This window comes from Corynebacterium lujinxingii (genome assembly GCF_014490555.1).
Lineage (GTDB): Bacteria > Actinomycetota > Actinomycetes > Mycobacteriales > Mycobacteriaceae > Corynebacterium > Corynebacterium lujinxingii.
Genome location: NZ_CP061032.1, coordinates 2,098,445 through 2,115,587, shown reverse-complemented (window position 1 = coordinate 2,115,587; position 17,143 = coordinate 2,098,445). Strand labels below are relative to the sequence as shown.

The following is a 17,143-nucleotide window of genomic DNA, read 5'->3' as shown; positions in this document are numbered from 1 at the left end:
CGCGCGAACGTGTCGATTCGGTTGATGTGGCTTTTCCGCTGCGAGGTCTTACTCGCCGGCGCGGGAGTGGCCGAGCATCTCGTCCCACTCCACAATCTTCTTGCGTTCGCGCGGGAAGTTCGGGTCGGCGGCGCCGAGTGCGCGCTCAGCCTCATCGAGCTTGTACCAGCCGTCCCAGGTTGCGTAGTCCACGCCGCGCTCGCGCAGCAGGTTGAGGATCTCGTCGGCGCCGGTGTGCGACGGTGCGGCGAGCTTGCCTGCGTCGGCATCGGCGATGAGCATGTCCGTCGTCTCCTTGGCATCGGACTTGGTGTTGCCGATCAGACCAACGGGTCCGCGCTTGATCCAGCCGGTGACGTACAGCTTCTCCTCCGGTGCGGCGCCTTCCTCGGCGGTGACCAGGATGCGGCCGCCGTCGTTCGGGATGACGTGGCGCTCGAGGTCGAACGGCACGCCCTCGACCGGCTCGGAGCGGTAGCCCACAGCGTGGTAGACCTGCTGGACCGGCCAGTCGGTGAACTTGCCGGTGCCGCGGATACCGCCCTCGCCGTCGAGCTCCTGGCGCTCGGTGCGGATGCCGGTGACGTTGCCGGCGTCGTCGGTAAGCACCTCGACCGGCTCCTCGAAAAAGTGGATGTAGATCTTGTGCGGGGAGTCGTCCGGCTCGCGCATTGCGTACTGTTCGAGGACCTGGCAGTTCAGATCGATGGACTTGTCGGCGCGGCGGACCTGCTCGGACAGTTCGTCGTAGTCGATGTCCTCCGGGTCGACGAGCACCTGGATGGTGTCGGACTCGTCGAGCTCGCGCAGCTCCTTCGGGGTGAACTTCGCCTGGGCCGGACCGCGGCGGCCGAACATGTGGACGGTCTCGGCCTGGTTCTTCTTCAGCGACTCGTAGACGTTGTCCGGGATCTCGGTGACCGTCAACTCGTCGCCGGTCTTGGCCAGCACGCGGGAGATATCAAGCGCGACGTTGCCCACGCCGACGACGGCGACTTCCTTCGCCTCGAGGTTCCAATCGCGCTCGAAACGCGGGTTGCCGTCGTAGAAGCCGACGAACTCGCCGGCGCCGATGGACTTGTCGCCGCCTGGGATCAGCAGTTCGCGGTCGCGCACGGCGCCGGTGGAAATCACGACGGCGTCGTAGTAATCGCGCAGGTCGTCGATGGTCACGTCGCGGCCCACGGTGACGTTGGCGATGAGGCGGAGCTTGTCCTTGTCCAGCACGTTGTGCAGGGACTTCACAATGCCCTTAATGCGCGGGTGGTCCGGGGCAACGCCGTAACGGATCAGGCCGAACGGGGCGGGCATCTGCTCGAAGAGGTCGACGTGGATGTCGTGCTCCTCGTTGCGGATCAGCAGGTCAGAGGCATAAATGCCGGCGGGGCCGGCACCGACGACAGCGACGCGCAGGCTCATAGTTCATGGTCCTTTCGCAAAAGGGGATGTTTTTCGATGCTCGACACTATAGCGCATAGACCGAGCGGTCTTAAAGTTCCCAGGATTTTCATTCGTCGCGCCAAGAAAACCCTAAATTGGCACAGAAATCCATTACATTCACCGCGTTAACCGGCTGTTTTGCGAGAAAAGTTGTCTTAGACAAAGTGGTACGGCAGACTTGGCCAGCATCACCACCGGCAAGGCCGGTTATGTACCAACCTGTCTATTAAATGGAGGGCCCGTGAGCGCACCAACTAAACCTCGCGCGAAAAAGTCGCAGGGGCAGTGGCTTGTCGACGGCACCGATCCGCTCAACCACGACGAGGAAATCAAGCAAGAATCGCCGGTGTTGGACGTCAAGCAGCGCGTGATCGACACCTACTCCAAGGGCGGTTTCGATTCGATCGACCGCGAGGACCTTTACCCGCGCTTCAAGTGGCTCGGTCTGTACACACAGCGCAAGCAGAACTTGGGCGGTGAGTTCACCGGCGAGGACAACAAGGTCCTCGAGGACAAGTACTTCATGATGCGTGTCCGCTTCGACGGCGGTATCTGCTCCACGGAGCAGGCCCGCGCCGTCGGCGAGCTCTCCCGCGATTACGCCCGCTCCACTGTGGACCTCACGGACCGTCAGAACATCCAGTTTCACTGGGTGCGCATCGAGGACGTCCCGGCGATCTGGGAGAAGCTCGAGGCCAACGGCCTGAACACCTGGGACGCCTGCGGTGATGTGCCGCGCGTGATCTTGGGCTCGCCGGTGGCGGGCATCGCGAAGGACGAGATCGTCGACGCCACGCCGGCGATCCGTGAGATCCAGAAGATCGTCACCGACGACGAGTTCCAGAACCTGCCGCGCAAGTTCAAGACCGCGATTTCCGGAAACGCCCGCCAGGACGTGGTGCACGAGATCAACGACCTCGCCTTCATCGGCGTCGAGCACCCCGAGTTGGGCCCCGGCTTCGAGTGCTACGTGGGCGGAGGCTTGTCGACGAACCCGATGCTGGCCCAGTCCCTCGGCGCCTTTGTCACCCTCGAGCAGGTTCCGGACGTGTGGGCGAACGTCGTGCGCATCTTCCGCGACTACGGCTACCGCCGCCTGCGCAACCGCGCCCGCCTGAAGTTCCTGGTCAAGGAATGGGGTGTGGAGAAGTTCCGCCAGGTGCTTGAAGACGACTACCTGGGCTACAAGCTGCCGGACGGACCGCACGCCCCGAACAACCTGGTCGACCGCGACCACATCGGCGTGCACGAGCAGAAGGACGGCAACGTCTACATCGGCGTGAAGCCGACGCTCGGCCACATGTCCGGCGAGCAGCTCATCGCACTCGCCGACCTGGCTGAGAGCTACGGCGTCACCGACCTGCGCTTCACCCCGTTCAAGGAGGTGCTGCTGCTCGGTGTGAAACCGGATGTCGTCGACAAGCTGCAAGCGGACCTCGAAGAGATGGGCCTGTACTCCAAGCCGAGCGAGTTCCGCCGCGGCCTGCTGTCGTGCACCGGCCTGGAGTACTGCAAGCTCGCGCACGTGACCACCAAGTCGCGCGCCATCGAACTTGCCGACGAGCTTGAGGAACGCTTCGGCGACCTCGATTCCCCGATTACCATCTCGCTGAACGGTTGTCCGAACGCGTGCGCCCGCCACCAGGTTTCCGACATCGGGCTCAAGGGCCAGATGGTGGACAACGGCGAAGGCGAAAAGGTCGAGGGCTTCCAGGTGCACCTCGGCGGCACCATCGGCGAGGGCGCGAACTTCGGGCGCAAGATCCGTGGTCACAAGGTACTTTCGAGCGAGTTGACGGAGTATGTCACCCGGGTGGTGCAGAACTTCGTCGATAAGCGAGAAGGCTCCGAGACCTTCCGTGACTGGGTGGCGCGGGCCGACGAGGAGGACCTGAAGTGAGTTTCCGCCGGGAACCGAACCCGAACCGCAACTTTCCCACCTTCTGCCCGTACTGCTCCGGCGAGGACCTCTGGCCCAACGAGGAGACGGACTTCGCGTGGAAGTGCGGGGAATGCTTGCGCGTCTTCGAGGTGAAGTTCCACGGCCAGGACGACCCGCAGTCCGCGCCGGCGGCGGCCCCGTCGACGGAGGAGGCGCTGCAGGCCTCCCTGAGAAAGCACGGCCACACTGCAGTAATGAAGGAAGGCAACCGATGATCAACCTGCTCAACCAGTCGGGCGACGGCTTCCGCGACCCCGAGATCAGCCCGGAGGGACCGAAGGAGACGGCGCCGCTGCCGGAGGACGTCGCTAAGCAAAACGCGCTGCTTGTCGACGAGTGGGCGGACAAGCTTTACGACGCCACCGCCGCCGACATCCTCGAATGGGCCCACGAGCACGCGCCCGGGAAACTCGTGGTCACGCTGTCGATGGAAAACACGGTGCTGGCGGAATTGGCCGAGCGCCACCTGCCCGACGCCGACTTCCTGTTCCTGGACACCGAGTACCACTTCCCGGAGACCCTCGAAGTGGCCGACAAGGTGGAGGCGCGTTACCCGAACCACGAGCTGGTGCGCGCCACGGCGCAACTTAGCCGCCCCGAGCAGGACGAGGTGTACGGCCCGAACCTGTACCTGCGCAACCCCGGCGCTTGCTGCCGCATGCGCAAGGTCGAGCCGCTGGCGGTGCACATGAGCCCGTACGCCGGCTGGATCACCGGCCTGCGCCGCGCCGACGGGCCCACCCGCGCCGAAGCGCCCGCGCTGAGCCTGGACAACACGGGCCGGCTGAAGATTTCCCCGCTGGTGACCTGGTCGCTCGAGGAAACGGAAGCCTTCGAAGAGGACAACGACCTGATCATCCACCCGCTGACCCGCCAGGGCTACCCCTCCATCGGCTGCGCGACCTGCACCCTGCCGGTGGCAGACGGGGAGGACCCGCGCGCCGGGCGCTGGGCGTTCGCATCCAAGACCGAGTGCGGCCTGCACGAATAAAAGGAGCAAACCAATGACTGAGCTTTCACCGCACCTGAAGGACTTGGAAAACGAGTCCATCCACATCATCCGCGAGGTGGCAGGGCAGTTCGACAAAATCGGCCTGCTGTTTTCCGGCGGCAAGGATTCCTGCGTGGTGCTGGAACTTGCCCGCCGCGCGTTCCACCCGGCGGCGATGCCGATTGAGCTGTTGCACGTGGACACCGGGCACAACTTCCCGGAGGTGATTCAGTTCCGCGACGAGATCGTCGACAGGCACGGCCTGCGCCTGCGTGTGGCAAAGGTACAGGACTGGATCGACCGCGGCGACCTGCAGGAACGCCCCGACGGCACCCGCAACCCGCTGCAGACCGTCCCGCTCGTGGAGACCATCGCGGAGGTCGGCTACAACGCCGTGCTCGGTGGCGCGCGCCGCGACGAGGAACGCGCCCGCGCCAAGGAACGCGTCTTCTCCGTGCGCGACTCGTTCGGCGGCTGGGACCCGCGCCGCCAGCGCCCCGAGCTGTGGGACTTGTACAACGGCGCGACGCTTCCGGGCGAGAACGTGCGCGTATTCCCGATTTCCAACTGGACCGAGGCGGACGTGTGGGAGTACATCGGCGCGCGCGGCATCGAGCTGCCGCCGATCTACTTCGCGCATGACCGCGAGGTGTTCAACCGCGACGGCATGTGGCTCACCCCCGGCGAGTGGGGTGGCCCGCGCGAGGGCGAGGAGTTGGAGACCCGCCGAGTGCGCTACCGCACCGTCGGCGACATGTCCTGCACGGGCGCGGTCGATTCCGACGCGTCCACGATCGACGAGGTCCTCGTCGAGATCGCTAATTCCACCCTCACCGAGCGCGGCGCAACGCGTGCCGACGACCGCCTGAGCGAATCCGCCATGGAAGACCGCAAGAAGGAAGGCTACTTCTGATGACTGCTCCCACCACCGCCTCCGCCGCGGCCGCATTGGCGGACCGCGAGACCCTGCGCCTGTGCACCGCCGGTTCCGTCGACGACGGCAAGTCCACCTTCGTCGGCCGTCTCCTGCACGACACCAAGTCGGTGCTCGCCGACCAGCTAGCATCCGTCGAGCGCACCTCCGCCGACCGCGGCTTTGAGGGCCTTGACCTGTCGCTGCTCGTCGACGGCCTGCGCGCCGAGCGCGAGCAGGGCATCACCATCGACGTGGCGTACCGCTACTTCGCCACCGACAAGCGCACCTTCATCCTCGCCGATACCCCGGGGCACGTGCAGTACACCCGCAACACGGTCACCGGCATGTCGACCTCGCAGGTCGTGGTGTTGCTTGTCGACGCCCGCAACGGCGTCGTCGAGCAAACCGTGCGCCACCTCACCGTGGCGAAACTGCTCGGCGTGCGCACCGTGATCCTCGCGGTGAACAAGATCGACCTGGTCGACTACTCGCAGGAGCGTTTCGACGAGATCAAGGCCGACTTCGACGCCAAGGCAGCCGAGCTTGGCATCGAGGAGCCGCACGTCGTGCCGATTTCCGCTCTCAAGGGCGATAACGTCGCGGAGCGCAGCGACGCGACGCCCTGGTACACCGGCCCCACCGTGCTCGAGCTGCTGGAGACGATCCCGGTGCAGCACGGGCGCGCCGACGACCTCGACTTCCGCTTCAACATCCAGGTCGTGCTGCGCGAGCACGCCTCTGACTATCGCGCTTACGCAGGCCGCGTCAACGCCGGGTCCATCGCCGTCGGCGACGAGATCCTCGCCCCCTACGGCCGCACAACCACCGTCGCGGGCATCGACACTGCCGACGGCCCGGTGGACTCCGCCCACGCCGGCGACTCCATCGCGCTGCGGCTTGCTGACGAAATCGACCTCACCCGCGGCGACCTGCTGGCCGCCGGCTCGCGCCCCGAGGATGTGCGCGAGTTCGAAGCCACCGTCGTGGGCCTGACCGAAAAGGAGCTGCGCGCCGGCCAGGCCGCGAAGTTGCGCATCGGCACCGCGTTCGTGCGCGCTCGCATCGCCAGCGTGGACCGCGTGCTCGACATTGACGGCCCCGCCGGCGACGACACCTCCCCGGAAGCGGTGGCGCTGAACGAAATCGCGCACGTGACCATCCAGACCGCCGATGAACTCCCGATCGAGCCGTATGCGGCCCGCGGCGCGGTGGGCGACTTCCTGCTCGTGGACCAGTCCAGCGGCAACACGCTGGCGGCTGGGCTCGTCGGCAAGCGACTGCGCTAAACGTCATGACTGCGCTGATCACCCTCTCCCACGGCTCGCGGCACCCCCGCGCCAAGGAGGGCATCCGCGCGCTCACGGAAGCGGCGGCTGCAGAGTTGGGCGTGGAGTGGGCCGACGCCCACCTCGAGTTCGACAGCCCTACGCTCGCTGAGGCTGCGGCGGCGGTGTCGTCGTCACGCGCGATCGTTGTGCCACTGTTGTTCACCCGCGCGTTCCACGCCAAGGTGGACGTGCCGCACCACTTCGCCGAGGCGCGCGAGCACTGCGAACTGGTGCTCGCCGAGCCGATCGGCACGGGCCCCGACGTCGCCGAGGTGCTCGCGCAGCGCTTGCTTGCCGACGACCCCACCGCCTCCCACGCCACCCTGTTCCCGGTCGGCACCTCCAACCCGGAACAGGCCGCGAACTACCACCGCCTTGCCGCCGACGTCGCACAGCGCGCCGGTGTCGAGGTGGACGTGGTGCCGGCAACCGGCAAAGGGGAGCGGCGCTTCGCGGACACGCACGTGCTTCCCCTGTTTGTCACCCACGGAACCCTGCTCGACCGGATCCCGGCGCACCTGCCGGCGTCCGGACCACTACTGACTGACCTCGCCGGCGTGGTCGCCAACCGGTACCGCGCCGCCGCCGAGAAAGGCGCCTGACATGTACAAGATTGAGACGCTGCTGCTCATCGCCGTGGCCGGCTTCGCCGCGCAACTTGTCGACGGCGGCCTGGGCATGGGCTTCGGCGCCACCTCCTCCACCATGTTGATCGCGCTCGCCGGCATCACTCCGGCGGCCGCTTCCGCCGTCGTGCACACCGCCGAGCTGGGCACCACGCTCGCCTCGGGTGCGGCCCACATGCGCTTCGGCAACGTGGACTGGCGCACCGCCTTCGCTATCGGCATCCCCGGCGCCATCGGCGCATTCATCGGTGCGACGGTGCTCGTGCGCCTGTCAACGGAGGCCGCGCGCCCGGTGATGTCGCTCATCCTCGCGCTGATCGGTTTGAATCTCATGCTCCGGTTCGCCCGCGGGCTCACCCAGCGCAAACTGGCGGACAAACCGCACTCCACAACGTTCCTTGCAGGCCTCGGCCTGTTCGGCGGGTTTGTCGACGCCACCGGCGGCGGCGGGTGGGGGCCTGTGACCACCTCGACGCTACTGTCCGCCGGCCGCGCCGAGCCGCGCCGCATCGTCGGCACCGTGAACACCGCCGAGTTCTTGGTCACGCTTGCCGCCACCGCGGGCTTCGCCGTCGGCATGTGGAACGACCTGGTGGCGAACCTCGCCGGCGTACTCGCGCTGCTGGTCGGCGGCGTGATCGCGGCGCCGGTCGCGGCGTGGCTTGTCACGCGGATGAATCCGATTGCGTTGGGTGGGGTCGTCGGCACGCTGATCGTGTTTTTGAACCTGCCGGTGGTGCTGAAGTTCCTGGGCATGAGCGACGGCCTGTGGGTTGTGCGCGTGCTCGTGCTCATCGTTGGCGCGGCGCTGTCCGTGCGCGGCGTGCTCAAGGCACGGTCGAACTCGCGCGCCGCCTCAGAACGCGAGGGTGCGACGGTGGTCGAGCCGGATACGATAGGCAACCATGTCTGACTTGCTCATCGTCGCAGCTATGAAAGAAGAGGCCGCGGACATCATGTCCGGCGGCGACCACGAGGTGCTCATCACCGGCATCGGCACGCTGCCGGCCGCGATCGCGCTGACCCGCCGCCTGTCCGAGGGCCCACTGCCGTCGCGCGTGATCAACATCGGCACCGCGGGCGCCTTGGTGGACCTGGATCCGGGCGTCTACGAGGTTTCCGACGCCGTCAAACACGACTTCAAAGTCGGCGGCACCTCCGAGATCACCGACTTTGTCTACCCGCGCTGGTTCACGTTCGAGCCGCTGACCGACCTTCCGAAGGCCAAACTGGCCACCGGCGACGCGTTTGTGAACCGCTCCGACCTTCGCGACGAGCTCGCCCGCGACTGCCAGTTGGTGGACATGGAAGGCTACGCGCTCGCCGCCGTCTGCTCCACCTTCGGGGTGCCGCTTACCCTGCTCAAGCAGGTTTCCGACTCCGCCGACGAATCCGCTTCCGCCGTCTGGGAGGCCGCCCTCGAGCGCGCCCGCGTCGAACTCGAGCAGGCGCTGCGTGAGCACCTTCGCTGAAGACGCGGGCATTTCGCTTGACGACGACCCCACGTCCCTCTTCCAACTCCTCGTCCTGTGCATGCTGCAAGCGAAGCCCATCCGCGCCACCGTCGCCGTCCACGCCGCACGCGGACTGTTCGACGCGGGCCTGGCCACGCCGTCTGCACTGGTTGAAGCGCCGCGCTCGCAATTGATCCGCATTTTCGGTGATGCCGGCTACGCGCGTTACGACGAATCCACCGCCACCCGCCTCCACGCCATGGCCAGCCTGCTTTGCGACGACTACTCCGCCGACCTGCGCAACCTACGCCCCGGCGCTCCCTCATCGCTGGAGGTCTTCGACGGCGTCGGTCCCGCCTGCGCAACCATGTTCGCCCGCGAGGCGCAGGGGGTGTGGCCGGAGTTGGCGCCGGTCTTCGACAAGAAAGCCCTGCAAGGAGCCGCGAAGTTGGGTCTGCCGGAGGATGCGCAGGTGCTCGCTTCGCACGCTCGGTCCGAGGGGGTTGCGTTGCCTGCCTTCGCGGCCCACCTGGTCAAAGTGGCCCTCGGTATTGAGTGATCATCCGCGATTGCCAGATCTGCTAGTGGCGTGCGCGACCCACTAGCAGATCATCAACTTATCGGCGCTTGTTTTCAACACGACCTGGGAAAACGCAATCCAGATGGGCGGATCTGCTAGTTACGTGCCGGAGGGCACTAGCAGATCCAGCCCAGACATGCAAAAAGCCCGCCGGCGTAAACGCGCCAGCGGGCTTTATCGTTGCTAATTTACTTCGCGAACTCCTCGACGAGTGCGGCGTTGAAGGCCGGCAGATCGTCCGGGGTGCGGGAAGAGATGAAGCCGGAATCGACCACAACTTCCTCGTCTACCCAGTTAGCGCCCGCGTTGACCAGGTCGGTCTTCACGTTGGCCACGGAGGTGAGCTTCACGCCCTTAAGCAGGTCGGCCTCGGTGAGGATCCAGCCGCCGTGGCAGATCACGCCGATCGGCTTGCCTGCGTCCTTGAACGCCTTAACCAGGGCGACAGCCTTCTCGTCGGTGCGGATGGTGTCCGCGTTGACGGTGCCGCCCGGGAGGATAAGTGCGTCGTAATCAGTAACCGTTGCGTCGGCGGTGGTGAGGTCGACGGCGACCTTCGCGCCCTTCTTGCCCTCGACTTCGCCAGCGTCGGTGGCGATGACCTTGGTGGTCGCGCCAGCCTGCTCAACGGCCTCCTTCGGGGAGGTCAGCTCCGAGTCCTCGAAGCCGTCGGTGGCAACAATTGCGATGGTTTTGCCGTTCAGGTCGGCCATGGGGTGCGTCCTTTCTTCGTTGAGCAATTACGTCACTCAACCGTACCTACTTGTCGTCGTTCGTGTTTTGAATGCGGCCGGGTACGTCGGTGTCGGTGTGCTGCTCGAGGAGGTCGCTGTCAAGTGGCACGCGCGTGGAGCCCAAACCCTCCTTGACCGGCACCTTTGTGTTGGTCTTGTTGCGCTTGGTCATGTTCATCATGTGGTCGCGCACAGCCAGGAAGGACTCCTTTGAATCCAAGGTCTGGGTTTGTTGTGTGGTCATTGATATCTCGTCGGCAGTAATTTCGCCGGATCGCAGCGAAACCATCTCCGCCCAGTAGCGCAGCCACACCGCGGCGACGGCGGCCACCGGCACGGCGAGGAACGCGCCGACAATGCCGAACAGCGTGCCGCCCACCGCCACGGCGAGCAGCACCACGGCGGCGTGCAGACCCATGGCCTGGGACTGCAGGATTGGGGAAAGCACGTTGCCCTCGAGCTGCTGGACTGCGATGATGAGCAGCAGCACGAACACGGCGTTCATGAAGCCGTTGGACACCAGCGCGATGATCACCGCGAGCGCACCGGCGGAGATCGCACCGACGATCGGGATGAAGCCGGCAAAGAACGTGATCACAGCGAGCACCGGCCACAGCGGCACGCCGAGCAGGAGCAGGCCGAGGCCGATGAAGACGGCGTCGACCATGGACACGATCGCCTGGGTGCGGATGAAGCCGGACAGGGTGTTCCAGGAGCGCATGCACACCTCGGTGAGGTGCCAGCCGGCGCGCACGCCGACATACTTGCGCACCCACGGCAGGAAGCGGTCGCCGTCTTTGAGGAAGAAGAAGGTGAGCACCAGCGTCAGTGCGAGCGTTGTGCCTACCGACGCAATCACGCCCAGGCCCGAGAACACGCCCGATGCGATGTTGGAGGCCTGGCCCTTGGCAAACGCGGTGGCCTGGTCGACGGCCTGCTGGATCTTCTCCGGCTCGAGGAAGGTGAAGTTACGCTCCTTGAGCCATTCGACGATCTGGTTCACACCCTGCTCCGCCTGACGCGCCAGCTCGCCACTCTGCGTCTTCACGGTCGGGGCCATGGCGGCGATGATGCCGCCGATGATGCCGAAGAAGCCGATGATCGTGATGAACACGGCTAGGGCGGAGGGGAACTTGTGGTTGCGCATCCAGCGCACCGGCGGCCACAGGACCGTGGAGACGATGAGCGCGAGCAGGATCGGCAGCAGGCCCATCCAGACCCACTTGAGCAGGTACAGCAGGATCGCGGTTGCGGCCACCACGATGATGAAGCGCAGGGCCCAGGCCGCGGCGGTGCGGCCGTCGGAGGCGATGACGTCGCCTCGGTCGACCGGCTCGCGCGACATCTCTTGGGCGGCGTCGGCCGGGGTGGGCAGGGTGTCCACCGGGTCGACGGCCGTGTCGAGCGCTCCCACGAATTCGTTGTTATTACGTTCAGTCACCCGGTCATTGTGTCAGAGATTCGCCAGGATGCATACGGGGAGAGGTGCAGGTGGTCGTCGTCAAGCAAGTGTTGCGCTTGTCACAGGGGGCGTGCTTATCGACGACTTCCTGTCCCGGAAGTCCCGGTTTTGCGCGTTTTACCTGCGAAAATAGAAAAAGTTGCGTCGAGTGGGAACAACTTTGTGGGGAGGACCGTTACATCCATTGAGTGCGACAGGCTCAAGGCTGGCGCCGCTGGTGTTATAGTGGTGGCCGTCAAGTTGAGTCGCAGCACATCAACTTACTGATAAACCACATCTCTACAGGAGGAAAAACACTTATGGCACGTGCAGTTGGTATCGACCTCGGCACCACGAACTCGGTCGTCTCCGTCCTCGAGGGCGGCGAGCCGGTTGTTATCGCTAACGCTGAGGGATCCCGCACGACCCCGTCCGTCGTCGCGTTTGCGAAGAACGGCGAGGTGCTCGTCGGCCAGTCCGCGAAGAACCAGGCGGTGACCAACGTCGACCGCACCATCCGCTCCGTCAAGCGCCACATGGGTGAGGACTGGACCGTCGACATCGACGACAAGAAGTACACCCCGCAGGAGATTTCCGCTCGTACCCTGCAGAAGCTGAAGCGCGACGCTGAGGCTTACCTCGGCGAGGACGTCACCGAGGCTGTTATTACCGTGCCGGCGTACTTCGAGGACGCGCAGCGTCAGGCTACCAAGGAGGCCGGCCAGATCGCTGGTCTCGACGTACTTCGTATTGTCAACGAGCCGACCGCTGCGGCCCTGGCTTACGGCCTGGACAAGAACGAGAACGAAGAGACCATCCTGGTCTTCGACCTGGGCGGCGGCACCTTCGACGTGTCCCTGCTGGAGATCGGCGACGGTGTCGTCGAGGTGCTGGCAACCGCTGGCGACAATGAGCTCGGCGGCGATGACTGGGATAACCGCATCGTCGACTGGCTCGTGGACAAGTTCAAGTCCCAGAACGGCGTCGACCTGTCCAAGGACAAGATGGCGATGCAGCGTCTGCGCGAGGCTGCTGAGAAGGCCAAGATCGAGCTGTCGTCTGCGCAGCAGGCTTCCATCAACCTGCCGTACATCACCGTCGACTCCGAGAAGAACCCGCTGTTCCTCGATGAGACGCTGACCCGCACCGAGTTCCAGAAGATCACCTCCGACCTGCTGGACCGCACCAAGAGCCCGTTCAACCAGGTGGTTAAGGATGCCGGTATGTCCGTCGGCGACATCGACCACGTCGTGCTCGTCGGTGGTTCCACCCGTATGCCGGCCGTGACCGACCTGGTCAAGGAACTCACCGGCAAGGAGCCGAACAAGTCCGTCAACCCTGACGAGGTTGTTGCTCTGGGTGCTGCTCTGCAGGCTGGTGTGCTGCGCGGCGACGTCAAGGACGTGCTGCTGCTCGACGTCACCCCGCTGTCGCTGGGTATCGAGACCAAGGGTGGCGTGATGACGAAGCTCATCGAGCGCAACACCACCATCCCGACTAAGCGTTCTGAGACCTTCACCACGGCTGAGGACAACCAGCCGTCCGTGCAGATCCAGGTCTTCCAGGGCGAGCGCGAGATCGCTTCCGCGAACAAGCTGCTCGGCTCCTTCGAACTGGCAGGTATCGCTCCGGCGCCGCGCGGTGTCCCGCAGATTGAGGTCACCTTCGACATCGACGCCAACGGCATCGTCCACGTCACGGCGAAGGACAAGGCCACCGGCAAGGAGAACACGATCAAGATCCAGGAAGGCTCCGGTCTTTCCGACGACGAGATCGATCGCATGATCAAGGACGCCGAAGCTCACGCCGACGAGGACAAGAAGCGCCGCGAGGAGCAGGAGACCCGCAACAACGCGGAGAACATGGCGTACCAGACCCGCAAGTTCATGGATGAAAACGGCGAGAAGCTCTCCGAGGACATCAAGTCCCGCGTGACCGAGGCTGCCGACGCTGTCGATGAGGCGCTCAAGGGCGACGACATCGACGCGATCAAGTCCGCAGTGGAGAAGCTCAACACCGAGTCCCAAGAGATGGGCACCGCGCTCTACGAGGCACAGGCCAATGAGGGCGCAACCCAGGCTGACGCCGCTGGCGACGACAACGTTGTCGACGCCGAGGTTGTCGAAGACGACGACACCGACGCTGACAACAAGTAACTTCCACCCAGTGAAAGGAGGGGACGTCTGATGACGAACCCGTTCAACGAGCAGATGCCCGACAACCCGGGTGATCCGGCGGAGACGGACGAGCAGTACGTGTCCCCGGACCAGGCCGAGTCCATCGCGGACGAGGCGGCCGAGTCCGAGGCTCTGGCCACGGACGAAGATCCCCTTTTAGCCGCCGACGCTGAGTTGGAAGACGCCGCCGAGATCGCCGAAGGCGAAGTGAACCCGGACGCTGACGGCGACGGCGCGGTCAGCGACATCGAACTGCAGCTCGCCGAGCGCACCGAGTCCCTGCAGCGCGTCAGCGCCGAGTACGCGAACTACCGCCGCCGCACCGAGCGCGAGCGCGGCGAGCTGGCCAACAACGCGAAAGCGAAGTTCGCCACCGAGCTCCTGCCGCTTCTCGACGACCTCGACCTCGCCCAGCAGCACGGCGACCTGGACGAAGGCCCGCTGAAGGCCTTCGCGGACAAGTTCCGCACCATCGTTGCCGGCCAGGGTGTCAAGGAGTTCGGTGCCGAGGGCGACGCCTTCGACCCGGAGGTCCACGAGGCCGTGCAGGACCTGTCCCAGGGCGACGAGAAGGTGCTGGGCACGGTACTGCGCAAGGGCTACACCGTCGGTGACCGCCTGGTGCGAAACGCCATGGTGATCATCGCCGATCCGGCCGAAAGTGCCGACGCCGACGAGTAACACCGCTCGATGGCAGGGCCGGGGATTGGGTTCACGCAATAAGCGGCCTTCAATCCCCGGCCTTTTTACTTAGATTATTTAGTGAACGAAATTTAGCCAGAACACGACGCACTCAACATAGAGAAAGGAGGGTGCGAGATGGCCATGCAACAGGAATGGGCCGACAAGGATTATTACGGCGATTTGGGCGTGAGCTCGTCGGCAAGCGCTGCCGATATTAAGAAGGCGTACCGCAAGCTCGCACGCGAAAACCACCCGGACAATCACCCTGGCGACAAGAAGGCCGAGGAGAAGTTCAAGCGGGTCGCGGAAGCGTACGACGTGGTCGGCGACGAGCAGAAACGCAAGGAATACGACCAGTTGAAGTCCATGATCGGCTCGGGAGGCTTCGGCCGTTTCGGGCGGGGAGGAGGATCCGGCTTTCCCGGCGGGTTTCGTGGCACGGAAGCGGAATTCGACCTCTCCGACATCTTCGGATCAGCCACTGGTGGACAAGCTGGAGACAGCGGCCTTGGTGATATCTTCGGTGGCTTCTTTGGCGGCCGCGGCGGTGCTGGCAGGAACGCTCGGCCGTCGCGGGGGGCCGACGTCGAAACGGAAATAACCCTCGACTTCCGTGAGGCAGCCAAGGGCACGACGTTCCCGGTCGAGCTCACCGGCGACGCACCGTGCACCACCTGCCACGGCTCCGGTTCCAAAGACGGCAAGACCCACACATGCCAGGTCTGCTCGGGTTCCGGCTACATCCGGGAAAACTCCGGCGCGTTCGGCATGGCACGACCTTGCACCAACTGCGGCGGCACCGGCGAGGTCATCGAGGACCCTTGCCCGACCTGCGGCGGTACCGGCACCGTGCGGCGTACCCGCTCGATTACGGTGCGCATCCCCGCCGGCGTGACCGACGGGCAGAAGGTGCGGCTCGCTGGCCAAGGCGAGGCAGGCCCCAACGGCACACCCGCCGGCGACCTGTTCGTCACCGTGCATGTGCGTGACGACGACACCTTCACCCGCTCCGACGACGACCTCGAAGTGACGGTTCCGGTCTCCTTCGCCGAGGCCGCCCTCGGTGCGACGGTCGCCGTGCCCACCCTGGACAACCCGGTGAAGGTGAAGGTTCCGGCCGGCACCCCGAACGGACGCACCCTGCGTGTGCGCGGCCGCGGCATCCCAAAGAAGTCCGGTTCCGCGGGCGACCTGCTGGTCACCGTCGAGGTGCAAGTGCCGAGGGATCTCGACCCGTCCGCCACCTCCGCGCTGCGCGCCTACGCCCAGGCGGAGAAGGATTCCGGCTTCGACCCGCGCGCCGGGTTCGCCGGAAACTAAGCGCCGGAAGGAGGTGTAACCATGGCAGACGAGAAGGAATACTTCGTCATCTCGGTCGCCGCCGAACTGACCGGCATGCACGCCCAGACGCTGCGCACCTACGACCGGCTCGGCCTGGTCACCCCGATGCGCACGAAGGGCGGCGGGCGCCGCTACTCGCGCCGCGACATCTCGATGCTGCGCCGCATCCAACACCTCTCCCAGGAGGAGGGGGTGAACCTGGCGGGCATCAAGACGATCATCGAGTTGTCCCAGCAGATCGAGGATCTGCAGGACGAACTGGAAACCCAGCGCGGACACAACGAGGAGTTGCGGCGGAAGTTGCGCTCCGGCTCTCGCCGCGGCGGCGAGCTGGTGCACGTGCCCCGTTCCACCGCGGTGGTGGCGTGGGAGCCCGCTTCACGACGACGCCGGCGCACGTCGTAGCGACCAATAGCTGAAAGTAGCCTCCCGCCGGATCCCCACCAGGGGTTTTACCGGCCTCGGGAGGCTACTTTCAGCTATTGTTCCTCCGCCACGGGAAAGCCCGCGCCGCCTACAAGTGAGGCGGCGCGGGCTTTATCGCGTATCAGCGGCTAGTGCGGACTAGCGGCGGGTCACAACCTGCTTCTCGTCGCGGTTGAGCACGGAGCGTGCACCGGCTGCACCGCAGAATGCGGAGATGACAGCGCCGATGAGCAGACCGGCGAAGGTCCACCAGGTGCCAACGGCAGCGTCGTCGGAGACCTCGTCAGCGGTCTGCTTTGCGTCTTCCCAAGCCTCGTTGGCCTGCTGCTTCGCGTTGTCGATGTCTTCCTGCGTGACCTGGTCGCGGGCGTCGTTGATGGCGTCCTCTGCCTGGTTAGCGGCATCGCGTGCCTCTCCCTCGGAGACGTTTTCAGACGCGTACTGGCCCGCGGCGTCTGCTGCGCCACCGACTGCGGAGCCGGTTGCGTCAGCGGCGGTGCCCAAGATGGAGCCAAGGCCACCGAGTACGGATGCGCCGAGCCAGCCGGCGAGGATGAGCGAGGCGATCAGCGAGGTCGCCCAGGTGCCCAGGCCGTGGAACAGGCCGGCGCGCACGCCGAGGGCGCCGGAGACGTAGCCAGCTGCGGCGAATGCCACTGCCAGGGAGATCAGCGCGAAGATGCCGGTGGCCAAGCCGGTCGAGCCCTGCAGGCCCATGGCTGCGGCACCGATGCCGAGCAGGATCATGATCGCGAGGAAGGTCACCACGCCTGCGAAGATCGCGCCCCAGGAGACGTTGCCGGTGGACACGTCGGTGGAGTCGGTGCCGACCCAGGCTTCCTGGCCGATGTGCTGGTCGTCGTCAGCAACCTGCTCGGCGCGCACCGCGGTGCTGGAGGTTGCCGGGCGTGCAGCGCGCTCGCGGCGCGGGTTCTGCGGAGAAGTCATAGATATAAACCTTTCTTTACGGGATCAATGACAACTCAAGCAACAATACGGATTAGATACGACCAGTTGGTCGCGTTTTGATAACACTTGGCATACAAAAAGGGGTCGTCGATAA

At 65.3% G+C, this 17,143-nt stretch carries 17 protein-coding genes; 13 read left to right on the top strand and 4 right to left on the bottom strand.

Annotated features, from left to right (window positions below; genetic code table 11):
* Window positions 1-48: 48 nt before the first annotated feature.
* Entirely contained in the window at window positions 49-1,419 is a 1,371-nt protein-coding gene (locus IAU68_RS10405) for an FAD-dependent oxidoreductase (RefSeq protein ID WP_171193815.1), read from the bottom strand.
* Between the two features lie 262 nt (window positions 1,420-1,681).
* Between IAU68_RS10405 and IAU68_RS10400 the strand changes: the two genes are divergently transcribed.
* Genes IAU68_RS10400 through IAU68_RS10360 form a run of 9 tightly spaced genes read left to right on the top strand, consistent with a single transcriptional unit; the run spans window position 1,682 to window position 9,256 of the window.
* Window positions 1,682-3,340, top strand: a complete 1,659-nt coding sequence (locus IAU68_RS10400) for a nitrite/sulfite reductase (RefSeq protein ID WP_171193814.1) — start codon at window positions 1,682-1,684, stop codon at window positions 3,338-3,340.
* Entirely contained in the window at window positions 3,337-3,597 is a 261-nt protein-coding gene (locus tag IAU68_RS10395; RefSeq protein WP_171193813.1) for a hypothetical protein, read from the top strand. Before IAU68_RS10400 ends, IAU68_RS10395 begins: the two co-directional genes overlap by 4 nt.
* Entirely contained in the window at window positions 3,594-4,373 is a 780-nt protein-coding gene (locus IAU68_RS10390) for a phosphoadenylyl-sulfate reductase (RefSeq protein WP_171193812.1), read from the top strand. The genes IAU68_RS10395 and IAU68_RS10390 overlap by 4 nt, the downstream gene beginning before the upstream one ends.
* Before the next feature lie 13 nt (window positions 4,374-4,386).
* Entirely contained in the window at window positions 4,387-5,286 is a 900-nt protein-coding gene (cysD, locus tag IAU68_RS10385; RefSeq protein ID WP_171193811.1) for a sulfate adenylyltransferase subunit CysD, read from the top strand.
* Window positions 5,286-6,575, top strand: a complete 1,290-nt coding sequence (locus IAU68_RS10380; RefSeq protein WP_171193810.1) for a sulfate adenylyltransferase subunit 1 — start codon at window positions 5,286-5,288, stop codon at window positions 6,573-6,575. The genes cysD and IAU68_RS10380 overlap by 1 nt, the downstream gene beginning before the upstream one ends.
* Window positions 6,576-6,580: 5 nt before the next feature.
* Window positions 6,581-7,219, top strand: coding sequence for a sirohydrochlorin chelatase (locus tag IAU68_RS10375; protein WP_171193809.1), 639 nt, complete (start codon window positions 6,581-6,583; stop codon window positions 7,217-7,219).
* A gap of 10 nt (window positions 7,220-7,229) precedes the next feature.
* On the top strand, window positions 7,230-8,156 hold the full coding sequence (locus IAU68_RS10370) for a sulfite exporter TauE/SafE family protein (RefSeq protein WP_171193910.1): 927 nt from the start codon (window positions 7,230-7,232) through the stop codon (window positions 8,154-8,156).
* Entirely contained in the window at window positions 8,149-8,715 is a 567-nt protein-coding gene (locus IAU68_RS10365) for a nucleosidase (protein ID WP_171193808.1), read from the top strand. Before IAU68_RS10370 ends, IAU68_RS10365 begins: the two co-directional genes overlap by 8 nt.
* A complete protein-coding gene (locus tag IAU68_RS10360; RefSeq protein WP_171193807.1) occupies window positions 8,699-9,256 on the top strand; it encodes an endonuclease in 558 nt (185 codons plus the stop codon). The genes IAU68_RS10365 and IAU68_RS10360 overlap by 17 nt, the downstream gene beginning before the upstream one ends.
* Window positions 9,257-9,465: 209 nt before the next feature.
* Here the strand turns inward: IAU68_RS10360 and IAU68_RS10355 are convergent, their stop codons facing one another.
* The gene (locus IAU68_RS10355; protein ID WP_171193806.1) at window positions 9,466-9,990 is read right to left on the bottom strand and encodes a type 1 glutamine amidotransferase domain-containing protein; all 525 of its coding nucleotides are present in this window, start codon (window positions 9,988-9,990) and stop codon (window positions 9,466-9,468) included.
* Between the two features lie 46 nt (window positions 9,991-10,036).
* Window positions 10,037-11,452 carry an AI-2E family transporter gene (locus tag IAU68_RS10350; RefSeq protein ID WP_407928712.1) on the bottom strand — a complete coding sequence of 472 codons (1,416 nt, stop codon included), beginning with the start codon at window positions 11,450-11,452 and terminating at the stop codon, window positions 10,037-10,039.
* A 320-nt stretch (window positions 11,453-11,772) separates the two neighbouring features.
* Here IAU68_RS10350 and dnaK point away from each other — a divergent pair, with 320 nt between their 5' ends.
* The 4 genes from dnaK to IAU68_RS10330 all read left to right on the top strand — a co-directional run bounded on the left by dnaK (window position 11,773) and on the right by IAU68_RS10330 (window position 16,059).
* Window positions 11,773-13,608, top strand: coding sequence for a molecular chaperone DnaK (dnaK, locus tag IAU68_RS10345; protein ID WP_171193805.1), 1,836 nt, complete (start codon window positions 11,773-11,775; stop codon window positions 13,606-13,608).
* 30 nt (window positions 13,609-13,638) lie between these two features.
* Window positions 13,639-14,310 (top strand): nucleotide exchange factor GrpE, encoded by a 672-nt coding sequence (gene grpE, locus IAU68_RS10340; protein ID WP_171193804.1) that lies wholly within the window; start codon window positions 13,639-13,641, stop codon window positions 14,308-14,310.
* A 138-nt stretch (window positions 14,311-14,448) separates the two neighbouring features.
* Window positions 14,449-15,633, top strand: coding sequence for a molecular chaperone DnaJ (dnaJ, locus tag IAU68_RS10335; protein ID WP_171193803.1), 1,185 nt, complete (start codon window positions 14,449-14,451; stop codon window positions 15,631-15,633).
* A gap of 21 nt (window positions 15,634-15,654) precedes the next feature.
* The gene (locus tag IAU68_RS10330; protein ID WP_171193802.1) at window positions 15,655-16,059 is read left to right on the top strand and encodes a heat shock protein transcriptional repressor HspR; all 405 of its coding nucleotides are present in this window, start codon (window positions 15,655-15,657) and stop codon (window positions 16,057-16,059) included.
* A 159-nt stretch (window positions 16,060-16,218) separates the two neighbouring features.
* Here IAU68_RS10330 and IAU68_RS10325 read toward each other — a convergent pair whose 3' ends face one another.
* Window positions 16,219-17,028, bottom strand: coding sequence for an ATP synthase subunit B family protein (locus IAU68_RS10325; protein ID WP_171193801.1), 810 nt, complete (start codon window positions 17,026-17,028; stop codon window positions 16,219-16,221).
* Between the last annotated feature and the right edge of the window lie 115 nt (window positions 17,029-17,143).